Raw genomic sequence first — 13287 nt, forward strand, 5'->3', positions numbered from 1 at the left:
GCTTTAGCATGACCTGTGAATATTTTCACAGGTTTATGCTCAATTAATACAAAAATTTATATTATACAACAAAGAGCGCTTTATATTATAATAGAAGTGCATAGAAGGAGAAAAAACTATGAAAAGTGCAAATATCAGAGAATTCAAAATAGATGGCAAGTGGTATAAAGGGAATTTACACAGTCATACTACAGTTTCAGATGGAAGATTAGAACCTAAAGAAGTAGTAGAATTATATAAAAAGAATGGTTATTCATTCATGTGCTTAAGTGACCATGATATATATACAGATTTTAGAGATGAATTAAATAGCAAAGAGTTTATACTATTGCCAGGTATAGAATGCTCTAGTGTTTTATATGACGAAAATAACGAAAGAAAAAAAATACATCATTTACATGGGATATTAGGAACAAGTGAAATGCAAGAAAAAGCAAAAGGTAACTTGTTTAAACATATGGAGACACTAGATCATGCCCCATGGGAAGGAGCTAAGACGGCTCAAGATATGGCTGATTTAATGGCAGCAAAAGGTTGTATAGCTACTTATAACCATCCATTGTGGTCAAGGGTGGATCAGGAAGACTTTATAAATACTAAGGGAATATTTGCCCTTGAAATATACAACCATGGAACAGTTTTAGAAAGTAATACAGGTTATGACACAATTCATTGGGATACTATGTTAAGAAACGGAAATAGAGTTTTTGGATTTGCATCAGATGATAACCATAATGAAGATTTTCTACCAGATTCATGTGGAGGATGGATAATGGTTAATGCTGAATCTTTAGAGCATGATAATATAATAAATGCATTATTAGAAGGAAATTACTACTCTTCATCAGGGCCAGAAATATATGATTTTGGCATAAAAGATGGAGTAGCTTATGTGGAATGTTCACCAGTAAATCATGTACACTTCATGTCAGGAAATGCTATAAATGGAGGGTTTTCATACTGGGGCGAACCAAAAGAAGATAGCGTTACAAAAGCAGAATTTAAATTAAGAGGTAATGAAACTTATATAAGAATAGAGTGTGTTGATAAATATGGGAAAAAAGCTTGGAGTAATCCTATATTTATAGATTAACTAGATGGTTAATAAATTATATTTTAGGTGAGGTAAATATGGAGAATATGGGAAATTTCATGAGGGAACTTGCTAGTATATTATGGGGCGATTGGCTTTTATATACCTTATTATCGGTAGGCGTACTTTACTCCTTTGCAACTGGATTTATACAATTCAGAAAATTCCCCTATATAATGAAGGAAACATTGTTAAAACCTATTAAAGAAAAGTCAAAAAATAAAGAAACTAACTCTAATAGTACAATATCACCATTTCAAGCAATGTGTGCAGCCCTTGCAAGTTGCGTTGGAAGTGGCAATATTATAGGTGTTTCCACAGCCCTTGTTTCAGGAGGAATAGGCGCAATATTTTGGATGTGGGTGGCTGCATTTTTAGGAATGGCAACAAAATATGGAGAGATAATTTTAGGTATTTTGTATAGAGAAAAAAATCATAGAGGTGAGTATGTGGGGGGACCTATGTACTATATTTCTAAAGGATTAAAGTTACCAGTATTAGGTTGTATCACAGCCATACTTATGACAATACAAATAATAGGTGGAAACTTTATTCAGTCAAACGCAATTTCAGGAGTAATGAAAAATACATTTAATGTGGCCCCTTTAGTCACAGCAGTAATATTATTTGCAACAATTTTTATTATAGTATCTGGAGGATTTAAAAGACTAGCAAGTGTAACTCAAAAAATTGTCCCATTTATGGCAATATTTTATATTTTATTTGGTGCTGTATTAATATTAATAAACATAAATCAAGTTCCTGGAGTATTTGCAGATATTTTCAAAAGTGCTTTTACAGTAGAAGCTGGTATAGGTGGTATAGCAGGTCACACTATAAAAGAAGCTATGAGATTTGGTGTGGCAAGAGGGTTGTATTCTAATGAAGCTGGAGAGGGATCGGCACCAGTAATACATTCAACTGCCAACGTTTCTCATCCAGTGGAGCAGGCTATATTTGGTGTTACAGAAGTATTTATAGATACAATAATAATTTGTACAATTACAGGTTTAGTTATAGGGTGTACAGGTGTTTTAGACAGTGGGGCACATCCTTCTGTATTAGTAATTAATGCATTTGGAACAATTCATCCAATATTAAGCTATATAGTATCCATAAGTTTAATATCTTTTTCTTTTACATCACTTATAAGTCAGTGGTACTTTGGTTATGTAGGATTAAATTATGTGTTTGGTGAAAAAATAGCATTAAACTTTAAATATGTATTCCCAATGTTTACAATAATAGGGTCACTAGTAAGTATAGATATGGTGTGGACAATACAAGATTGTGCTCTTGGATTATTAATATTACCAAATCTTCTAGCCCTAATAATATTATTACCTAAAGTAAGAAAATTGACAAAAGAGTATTTTCAACAAGATTATATAAAAACTAAAGAAGTAATAAATTAGTAAGCCTCAATTGTATTGAGGTTTACTTTTTGAAAAAATGGAGGATTATTATGTTACAAAAGGCAAAAAAAATAATGAAATCAGAGGTGTATACCAGGCGTAGCTTTAATGGTTGCCACGTTGATTTCTGTAATAATAGCAAATAGTAGTTTTAAAGATTTGTATGACTATTTATTTTATAATATATATATTTTTGATCATTTTAATTTTCATATGATAATTAATGATTTTTTAATGGCAATATTCTTTTTATATGTTACATTGGAAATAAAAAAAGAAGTGGAATATGGAATGTTGTCTAGTTTCAAAAAAGCATCTTTTCCTATTGTGGCATCTTTAGGTGGAGTTATTGTTCCTGCAATAATATATTTAATATTCAATTTTAAAAGTGGATATTCAAATGGTTTGGGAGCTGTAATCTCCACAGACATAGCTTTTGCTGTAGGAATGTTTATGATTTTTAAATCTAGACTAAATGGTGAACTTAAAATATTTTTATTATCTTTAGCAGTAGTAGATGACTTAATTGCTATAATAGCAATACTATTTTTATATTCATCTCAATTAAACTACATGGCTTTATTAATCTCAATAGGTATAATAGCTGTTCTTTTATGTTTAAATAAAGTGTTTAAAATAAAAAATATATGGATTTATTTAGGTGTGGGCTTAATATTGTGGTACTTTATCTATTTAAGTGGAATTCATGCAACTATAAGTGGTGTATTTTTAGCTATGGCAATACCATCAGAAAGACAGGGAAGTAAAGGATCAATAGCAGAAAAGTTAGAACATAAATTAATGTATTTATCTAATTTAATTATATTGCCTTTATTTGCTTTTGCTAACACATCTGTAGTCTTAAATCTTAATGTGGCAGTTACAAACTCATTTAATCTTGTAATGGGAATTATTTTGGGGCTTGTAATTGGAAAACCTTTGGGTGTAGTATTGTTTAGTTTTATAGCTACAAAGCTTCATATTGCAGAAAAACCGAAAAATGTTTCATGGAGATCTATAACAGAGGTGGCAATGCTTACAGGAATAGGATTTACAATGGCTATTTTTACTTCTGAATTGGCATTTTCAAGAAATCAAGATGTTATTAATTTAGCGAAACTATCCATATTTATATCTGCCATGTTATCAGTAGTCTGTACAAATATGCTCTTATCAGCTAAGAAAATTAGACTTAGAATTAAAGGATTTGCAAAATAATCTATTATAAAAAAGAACCGACCCAATTGGGTCGGTTTCATATTTTTAGTAGTTTAATTTGATCTTACTGTTGTCTTTTAAATAATCATTATCTTTCATATCTATATCTTTAAAAATAAAATCTTTTAGAACACAAACAGAATTTAAATCATATAGCCATACCCAACCAGCATCTTTGTAAGTACCACCTTTAACGTGAACATTATCTATAATAGGGAATTGCCCTTGTTTAATATTGTTAATAGCCCCAGAAGAATAGGCATTGGCACCCAAATTCAAAATTTCTGAAGATGTAATATTTGTTGAGTAGTATGGAGCTAAGTCATTAAGAGTTTTGTCCTGAGTTGATGTAGCTTTATTCTTTATATCTCTAAGTACTGACATAAGAACTTCTCGTTGCCTTGAATCTCTATTAATAGCATTGTCTGAATATCGTATTCTAGTATAAGCAATAGCTTGGTATCCATTAAGCTTTTGAACCCCGGATGAATCTAAAAGTTTCATATCGCCCTTATTTTTATAAGTACAACTTTCATAAGAAGTAGGAATTAAATTATTTACAGCTTTCAATTCATGCTGATTCACATTTACTTCAACTCCATCTAAGATAAATATAATATTCATTAAATTATCAAAATCTACTTGTATGTATTTATATAGCTCAATTCCAAAGTTATTTTTTATGGTTTTAAATAACAAATCTTGTTTTCCCCAGAAATAAGCCTCATTAAGTTTACCCTTTCCATATCCAGGGATATCAACATAAGTATCACGAGCTAATGATGTAAGTTTTATACTCTTGTTTTTCATGTCCAGTGTGGCAATAATCATGCAGTCTGATCTAAAGGATTCTTCCTTATCTCTACCATCAGTTCCAAGTAATAAAATATTTGTAATATTATTATTTGAAGTACTTTGAGACGATGAATTATCTGTGCTTGAATTTTTATTATTTTGTAAAGCCCAGAAAGTAATACAAGGTACGCCTATAAGTAGTAAAAGTAATACCACAGTAATAGTTTTTAAGTTAAAATTTTTTTGTTTTTTTGCCAAAGTAAGCCTCCTTATCAATAATAAATAATTATATCATATGGATATACTACTAAATTACTATTTTATCCAAGAAAAAAATAATTTTAAACTGAATTTCTAAAAAGTGCTTAATATTATGTTATTTTTGTTTCCACATAAGGTTTCATTTTATTATAAATTTCAAAATATTTATTAAAACCTAGATCTTTCGTATTTTTAAACAAAGACAAGATAGATAGTAATATAAGTAGGAAAAAATATCACGATAAAATATAGATGTAAAATAGAGTATAAAGTTTTTTATAGAATATATTAATAAAGAAGTATGTTAAATAGATTAAAAGCCTTAGTATTTATATATTTACTAATGTTTTTAGTATTATAAAAAATAATAAGGGTTGATAAAATTTGAGTATAGGTATAGGTATAGGTATAGGTATAGGTATAGGTATAGGTATAGGTGGTGTGGCTAGAAAGGTTTTAGAGGATGTAGAAACAGTTATTTATGAATATGGTGTATATAATCTTAATGAACCTAATTACCGTAATACTGACAGTATTTGTGATGGAATAATAACAATTCTAAGATCATCTTTGATTGAACCAGAAATTCATATAAAGAAAAAGAAAACCTCCAGTGGAAGAAAAAAGCTTATTACAAAACGAATAAAAGTAAATGTTCCAATTGAAGATTTAATTTTTCAAAAAATGATTGTTATTGATAATTGCAGATATTGCTGGAAGACTGTAAATGGTATTGATACTATGGCAATTCGTTTATGTATACAGTTATTTGAAGAATATCAAATATGGGGAAGTTTACCAGATAACGTAGGGTATCATGTATAAAAAAGTCCAATAGATAAATCTATTGGATTTTTTTATCTAAATTCATATTCAGTTGATGCAAGTTTCAACATATCGGGAATAGTCAAATTTGTTTCCACATAGGGTTTCATTTTATTATAAATTTCAAGATATTTATTAAAACCTAAATCCTTCACATTTTTAGCTAAACTAAGAAGAGCGTCTTTTTGCTTATTGCTATCTTTTGAAATTACACTAATATAAGCCAATGTTTGATATTCATTTATATTTTGAACACCTGGAGAAGCTATTAATTTCATCTCGCCTTTATCTTTACCTTGGAGCTGCGAATAAAATTTTGGAATTAAATTATTAATAAGTTTTAAATCTTCAGCCTTAATATTGACAGATATATCACCCAAAATTGAAATTACATTCATTAGCTGAGACGTATCAACTTGTAAAAACTTATCTAAATTTATACTTAAATTTTTCTCAACAGTATTTAATAAATTATCCATATTACTTCTATCAAAATAACCTGTGTTTGCAACTTCTGTCAATTTTATATCCTTATTAGTTGGGTCAAGTGATGCCACTACCATGGAGTCTGACTTATCATCTAAAAGTAAGATGTTTGTAGTGTTTTGTGAAGTTTCATCTTTAGTTGAATCTTCTGTGTAATTATTATCTATGATAGTTTCTTTTACCTCTGTTGATGAAGGTAAACTATTTGATTTTTTCTTTGTAAATAAATCAGCATAAGCCACTATTACGATTATCATTAAAACTAAACTTGTTGATACAATAATAAATTTTAACTTTTTAAAAATTTTAAACAAGAGAATGCCTCCTTATACTAATAGTCATAATAGGATTATTGGGAAAATTCTTAAATTATATAACAGTTTTTATTTCTTATAATTGGAAAAATACAAAAATAGTAATAAAAAACTATAAATACATATAAAATAATAAATGTAGAAAATTGTATGAAAATGTATTGACTTAGATTATGAAAACGGTTATCTTATATTTAAGGACAAGTTATGGACATGACAAAAAATACTGAGAAGGAGTTTAAATATGGAAGTAAATTTAAAATCACCACAAGCAAACGAGCAAAAAGATAATTTTTTTAACAGAGTGCTTAATAAAATTGAAGTTATGGGGAATAAGTTACCTGATCCAGTAACAATATTTTTAGGATTCAGTATAGTAGTTTTAATAGCTTCGAGCATAATCGCTAGTACTGGTAATGGATTATCAGTTGTTCATCCAGGAACAGGAGAAACAATATCAGTAGTAAACTTACTTAGCAAAGAACAATTACAATTAATACTTACAAGTGTAGTATCTAACTTCCAAGGCTTTGCACCGCTTGGATTAGTTTTAGTAGTTATGATAGGTGCAGGTATGTGTGACAAAGTAGGACTTATGGAAGCATCTATAAAAGGATGTGCTAGTAGAATATCTGGGAAATCAGTTACTTTAGTAGTAATGATTTTAGGTATGCTTGCCAACCTTGCTTCAGATGCAGGAACTATATTACTACCACCACTTGCGGCGATAGCATTCTTAGGAGTAGGTAGACATCCACTTATAGGACTTTTCGCAGGATATGCAGCAGTTACTTTAGGATTTTCAGCTAACATTATAATAAGTGTTGTAGACGTATTAGTGGCAAGTTTTACTATACCAGCAGCTCAAATGATGGATCCTAACTATGCTGGAAATGCAACAATGAACTTATACTTTATGATAGCTTCAACATTTATATTAGCAATATTAGGAACAATAATAACTGAAAAGTTTATAGCACCAAGATTTGGGGAATACAAAGGTGATGCTACATTAGACGTGAATTCAGATTTAACAAAAGAGCAAAGAAAAGGTTTAAAATTAGCAGGAATTAGTTTATTAATATGTGTAGCAGTTTTAGTAGCATTATCAATAGGTGGAACTAATTCATTCTTGGCAGACCCTGAAACAGGAGAATTATTATCAAACAACGCACCATTTATGAAAGGTATGGTTCCAATAATGGCTTTACTATTCTTCATACCAGGTGTAGTTTATGGTAAAGTAACAGGACTTATAAAAAACGATAAAGATGTAGTTGCTTTAATGGGTAAATCTATGTCTGATATGGGAAGCTATATAATATTAGCATTTGCAGCTTCTCAGTTCTTAAAATTATTTGAACTTAGTAACTTAGGAATAGTTTTATCAGTAAAAGGTGCTGAATTCTTACAAAACGCAAACATAAGTGGAGTACCACTAATAATAGGATTTATAATACTATGTTGTGTAATCAACTTATTCATAGGTAGTGCATCAGCAAAATGGGCTATAATGGCTCCAATATTTGTACCAATGTTTATGATGTTAGGATATTCTCCAGCATTAACACAAATGGCATTCAGAATAGGTGATGGTATAACAAATCCAATATCTCCATTATTTGCATACTTCCCAGTTGTATTGGCCTTTGCAAGAAAGTACGACAAGGATGCTGGTATGGGTACAATAATGTCAAATATGATACCATTCTCTTTAAGTTTCTTAGTAGTTTGGTCAGTATTATTAGCAATATTCATGATGTTTGGATTACCACTTGGACCAGGAGCAATGCCTACATACGCAATGTAGTTTAAATAAATATAAATTATATAGGATTATTAAATTTAGGAGAGTATATTATGTTAAACAAAGACAGATTAATTAACAACTTTATAGATATGGTTAAAATAGATAGTCCTTCTAATAAAGAATTAGAAATGGCTAAATTTCTTGTAAACTACCTTAACGAAAGGGGAATAGAAGCTAAGATAGACGATGCAGGAGAAGGATTTGGAGGAAATACAGGAAATGTGATAGCTCATATAAAAGGGCAAGATAGCGAAAATCCTATATGTTTTGCTGCTCACATGGACCAAGTTATGCCATGTTTAGGAGTAAAACCAGTAATAGATGGAAACTTAATAAAAACTGATAAAACGACAACTTTAGGTGCAGATGATAAAGCAGGAATAGCAGCCATATTAGAAGCACTTGAAAGTGTATTAGAAGACAAAGTTCCTCACAGAGATATATATTTACTATTCACAGCTTGTGAAGAATCAGGATTAAATGGAGCTAAGAACTTCAAACAAGAAAATCTTCCATGCAAAGATGTAGTAATTTTAGATGCTGGGGGACCAACAGGTGTAATAGCTTACAAAGCACCAGCTCAAGAAACTATAAACGTAACTTTCCATGGAAAAAAAGCTCATGCAGGTATAGAGCCAGAAAAAGGTATAAATGCCATAGTAGTATCTTCTCATGCTATAAGCAATATGAATATAGGTAGACTTGACGAGCTTACTACTTCAAACATAGGAAGAATAGAAGGTGGAGGAGCTACAAACATTGTTACAGACAAAGTTACTTTCACTGCAGAAATAAGATCTCATATTCCAGAAAGACTAGCAGAAGAAATTGAGCACATGAAAAAATGTTGTACAGAAGCAGCAGAAAAATTCAACACAACTTGTGAATTTGTAAATGAAAATGCATATCCAAGTTTTGAATTAAGCAAAGATAGCTATGTGTTCAAACTAAGTGAAGAAGCTATAAGAAAAGTAGGTATAGAGCCAAATCCTATGATGATAGGTGGGGGAAGTGATGCTAACATTATAGCAAACTTAGGATACAGATGTGCCATATTAAGTGTGGGAATGTATGAAGTTCATACAGTAAATGAATATGTTAACACAGACGAAATGTATCAAGCAGCACAGATGGTATACCATATGATGGCTTTATAGTTTTGGAGGAATATAATGAACATTAATGAATTAAAACAACTTTGTTTAAAAGAAATAGATAAAAATAAAGATAGAATAATAGAAGCTGGTAGAAAAATATATTCTACTCCAGAGCTTGGTTTTAAAGAAGTTGAGTCTACAAAAACGGCAGGAGAATTCTTCAAAAGTTTAGGAGTGGATGTTAAAGAAAATATAGCAGTTACAGGCTGTATGACTTCTTTAAATAAAGATAAAAATGGTCCTAAAATAGCTGTAATGGGCGAGTTAGACTCAGTAATGTGCCCTGAACACAAAGATTCCAATGAAACAGGAAATATGCACTGTTGTGGTCACAACATACAAGTTGCTGGAATGTTAGGTTGTGCTTTAGGAATTGTAAATTCTGGAGTATTACAACATTTAGATGGTCAAATTGACTTTATGGCAGTTCCAGCAGAAGAATGTATAGACTTAGAGTTTAGAAAAGTACTACAAGCAAAAAATGAAATAAAATATGTAGGTGGAAAGCAAGAACTTTTACATAGAGGATACTTTGATAATGTTGACATGGCGATGATGTTCCATGCACTAAATTTTGATGATAACAAAAACTGTGTAATAAAATCATATACAAATGGTTTTGTTTCAAAAGCAGCAACTTTTGTAGGTAAGTCTGCACATGCAGGTATTTCTCCACATCTAGGAGCAAATGCTTTAAAAATGGCGACACTTGCTACAAACAACATAGACTCTCAAAGAGATACTTTTAAAGATGAAGATAAAGTAAGAATAAGTTCAATAATAAATCATGGTGGAGACGTGGTAAATGTTGTTCCTTCCAAGGTAACAATGGAATTTATGGTTAGGGCAGCCACAGTAGAAGCCATGATGGATGCAAATGAAAAAGTAAATAAATCTTTACACGCAGCAGCTTTAACTCTTGGCGGTAAAGTTATAATAGAAGATTCCATAGGATTTTTACCATTAGATTCAGATAATACTATGGACTCTGTATTCAAAAAGAATTTCGTAGAATTAATGGGTGGAGATGATAGCACAATTACAGATGTTATTGTAACTGCTGGTTCTACTGATTTTGGTGATTTATCACAATTAATGCCTGTTGTTCATCCTTGGATAGGAGGGGTAAGTGGAGCACTTCATACTCAGGATTACAAAATGACTGATGAAGAGTTAGCTTACATAGTTCCATCTAAGGCCATGGCAATGACATTAATAGATTTACTATATAATGGCGCAAAAACAGCCCAAAATATAATCAATAATTTTACTCCTAAATTCTCCAAAGAAAGTTATTTAGACTTTATGGAGAAAAATACTAATACGTATACTTTTGATTATATGGAGTAAAACCCTAACCTTTTTATTTAACAAAATGGAATAATTTACTATAATTATGTTATAATGCAAATAATCATAGTAAATAGTTAGGAGAATATATTGATGAGTGATATAATTAATTCTTTAGATCGTGCTTTAGACATTCTTATACTTTTATACCACAAAAAAAGAGAAATGGGAGTAACAGAAATTAGCAAGGAATTAGGTGTATACAAAAGCACAATACATAGAACGTTATATACTTTGGAGAATAAAGGATTTATTAATCAAAATCATGATAATGGGAAGTATTGGCTTGGAATGAAATTATATGCGATAGGAATGGTTGTTGGGGAAAAACTATCAATAAAAGAACTTGTAAAACCTTATGTTAGAGAGCTAAACACGGAATTTAATGAAGTTGTAAATGTTTCAATTTTAGAAGAAAAGTCAGAGGATTGTCCTAGAAGTATTGTAATTCATAAGGAATATGGATCTAATCAACTTCAGTCTGTAAATCCAACAGTTGGATCTAGTTGTGAATGCTACTGCTCCTCAGTAGGAAAATGCCTGATGGCATTTAATGATATAAATTATAAATCCTTTAAAGATTTAAAAATAAAAAAATATACAGATACAACAATAGAAAATTGGGATGATATGATAAAAGTATTAGAAAAAATAAGGAAAGATGGATATGCCATAGATAATGAAGAACTAGAACATGGATTAACTTGCATAGGAGCTCCTATTCTAGATAAAGACAATAAAGCCATTGCAGCGATCAGTTTATCTGGACCAACTATAAGAATGAAAAGTGGTGATTTTGATTACAAAATAAAAAGAGTAATTGAAACAGCGAGAAAAATATCTAATTTATTGCATTAGAAAATCATGTATTATGTATTTAATTAATACTTAAATAATTAAAGATTATGAAGCTAAAAAAAATTATGATTTATTTTTTTTGGCTTTTTTTTATTTTGACTAAATATATTAAGAAACTTAAATATAAAGTTGAAATTGGTAAAAAATGGTGATAGTATTTAAATATAAATAGAACAATGTTCTGAACAATAGAACGAAATAACTTTGTTATATAAATACTGGAGGAGTTTAATAATGAAAAAAAGTGTAGGCAGAAAAGCCACCTTAGTAGAAGCATTAATTCCTATTTTGTTTTTAGTATTTTTTTTAGCAATTACAATTTTTAAACTTGGCGGGACACCACATATTCCACTAATTTTAACAGCAGTATTGGCAAGTTTAATAGCTACTTTGAGGCTTAAATATCCTTGGAAATACATTGAAGAAAGTATGTTTGAAACTATAAAAATGGCCATGCAAGCTATTTTAATTACCATACTAATAGGTATATTAATAGGAACCTGGATTATTAGTGGGGTTGTTCCATGTATGGTATACTGGGGATTAAAAATAATTTCTCCGCAAGTATTTTTAGTAGCTACAGTAATTACTTGTTCTATAATATCACTTTCAACAGGATCATCATGGAGTACAATTGGAACTGTAGGGGTAGCATTACTAGGTATAGGTCAAAGTTTAGGTATGCCAGTAGGTTTAGTTGCTGGAGCAATTATATCTGGTGCTTATTTTGGAGATAAGTTATCTCCTCTATCAGAAACTACCAATCTAGCACCAGCTATGGCAGGTACAGATTTATTTACTCATATTAAATTCATGTTATATTCCACAATCCCATCACTAATAATTTGTATAATAATATATGGAGTAATTGGACTTAAGTATTCATCACAAAATCTAGACATGACTCAAATCAATTTAATCAAATCAACATTAGAATCAACATATAACACATTATCACCAATGCTTTTATTAGCACCATTGTTTGTAATATCTTTAGTAATTTTTAAAATACCTGCTATTCCAGGCTTAGTTGGAGGAGCATTAATAGGAGTATTATTTGCTGTAGTATTCCAAGGAGCTTCCATAGGAGAAATTATGGAAGTAGCACAAAATGGATATGTATCAACTACAGGAGTGGCCTCTGTTGATGAACTTTTATCAAAAGGGGGATTAATGAGTATGATGAGCACTATATCTTTAATACTATGTGCATTATCCTTAGGTGGTATTTTAGAAAAAACGGGAATGTTGGAGGCAATAGCCAGCTTTTTACTAAAGTTAGCGAAAGGAACATTTGGTACAGTTGCTTGTACTATGATAACTTGTACGCTTACTAATATTATTGCAGGAGAACAATATCTATCAATAGTATTACCAGGAAGAATGTATAAAATGGAGTTTGAAAAAAGGGGATTACATCCTAAAATGTTATCAAGGGCCTTAGAAGATAGTGGTACTTTAACCTCTGTATTAATACCATGGACATCATGTGGAGCTTATGCATCTGGAACTTTGGGAGTAAGCACTTTTGCTTATGCACCATTTGCATTTTTAAATATAATAAATCCTTTTGTATCATTAGTAATGATAGCAATGAAAATAAAAGTAGTAAAAATTAAAGATGAACCAGAAACGGCAATAGTACACAAAGGAGAATTGCCAACTGTAAATTAAAAATGTTAATTAAATGTAAATCATTGTATCA

Annotated in this window: 11 protein-coding genes; 9 read left to right on the plus strand and 2 right to left on the minus strand. The window is 30.2% G+C overall.

Annotated features, from left to right (window positions below; translation table 11 throughout):
• Window positions 1-118 precede the first annotated feature (118 nt).
• From TEGL_RS04795 to nhaA, 3 genes are all read left to right on the plus strand, one after another.
• On the plus strand, window positions 119-1093 hold the full coding sequence (locus tag TEGL_RS04795) for a PHP domain-containing protein (protein WP_018590315.1): 975 nt from the start codon (window positions 119-121) through the stop codon (window positions 1091-1093).
• Between the two features lie 38 nt (window positions 1094-1131).
• The gene (locus TEGL_RS04800; RefSeq protein WP_018590314.1) at window positions 1132-2508 is read left to right on the plus strand and encodes an alanine/glycine:cation symporter family protein; all 1377 of its coding nucleotides are present in this window, start codon (window positions 1132-1134) and stop codon (window positions 2506-2508) included.
• Between the two features lie 90 nt (window positions 2509-2598).
• A complete protein-coding gene (nhaA, locus tag TEGL_RS04805; protein WP_051082129.1) occupies window positions 2599-3726 on the plus strand; it encodes a Na+/H+ antiporter NhaA in 1128 nt (375 codons plus the stop codon).
• Window positions 3727-3771: 45 nt separating this feature from the next.
• Here the strand turns inward: nhaA and TEGL_RS04810 are convergent, their stop codons facing one another.
• Complete coding sequence (locus TEGL_RS04810; RefSeq protein ID WP_018590312.1) at window positions 3772-4779, minus strand: LCP family protein; 1008 nt, start codon at window positions 4777-4779, stop codon at window positions 3772-3774.
• A gap of 387 nt (window positions 4780-5166) precedes the next feature.
• On the opposite strand from TEGL_RS04810, the gene TEGL_RS04815 reads away from it, so the two are divergent.
• Window positions 5167-5607 carry a hypothetical protein gene (locus tag TEGL_RS04815; protein ID WP_018589052.1) on the plus strand — a complete coding sequence of 147 codons (441 nt, stop codon included), beginning with the start codon at window positions 5167-5169 and terminating at the stop codon, window positions 5605-5607.
• Between the two features lie 32 nt (window positions 5608-5639).
• On the opposite strand, the gene TEGL_RS04820 is transcribed toward TEGL_RS04815, so the two are convergent.
• Window positions 5640-6407: an LCP family protein gene (locus TEGL_RS04820; protein ID WP_018589053.1), complete on the minus strand. Its 768-nt coding sequence runs from the start codon at window positions 6405-6407 to the stop codon at window positions 5640-5642.
• A 244-nt stretch (window positions 6408-6651) separates the two neighbouring features.
• Between TEGL_RS04820 and TEGL_RS04825 the strand changes: the two genes are divergently transcribed.
• From TEGL_RS04825 to nhaC, 5 genes are all read left to right on the plus strand, one after another.
• Window positions 6652-8217, plus strand: coding sequence for an AbgT family transporter (locus TEGL_RS04825; protein ID WP_018589054.1), 1566 nt, complete (start codon window positions 6652-6654; stop codon window positions 8215-8217).
• 50 nt (window positions 8218-8267) lie between these two features.
• A complete protein-coding gene (locus TEGL_RS04830; RefSeq protein WP_018589055.1) occupies window positions 8268-9374 on the plus strand; it encodes a M20/M25/M40 family metallo-hydrolase in 1107 nt (368 codons plus the stop codon).
• A gap of 15 nt (window positions 9375-9389) precedes the next feature.
• Window positions 9390-10724, plus strand: a complete 1335-nt coding sequence (locus TEGL_RS04835) for an amidohydrolase (RefSeq protein ID WP_018589056.1) — start codon at window positions 9390-9392, stop codon at window positions 10722-10724.
• Window positions 10725-10817: 93 nt separating this feature from the next.
• Window positions 10818-11582 carry an IclR family transcriptional regulator gene (locus tag TEGL_RS04840; RefSeq protein ID WP_018589057.1) on the plus strand — a complete coding sequence of 255 codons (765 nt, stop codon included), beginning with the start codon at window positions 10818-10820 and terminating at the stop codon, window positions 11580-11582.
• A 234-nt stretch (window positions 11583-11816) separates the two neighbouring features.
• Complete coding sequence (nhaC, locus tag TEGL_RS04845; protein WP_018589058.1) at window positions 11817-13256, plus strand: Na+/H+ antiporter NhaC; 1440 nt, start codon at window positions 11817-11819, stop codon at window positions 13254-13256.
• The last annotated feature ends 31 nt before the right edge of the window (window positions 13257-13287 follow it).

Source organism: Terrisporobacter glycolicus ATCC 14880 = DSM 1288, assembly GCF_036812735.1.
GTDB lineage: Bacteria > Bacillota > Clostridia > Peptostreptococcales > Peptostreptococcaceae > Terrisporobacter > Terrisporobacter glycolicus.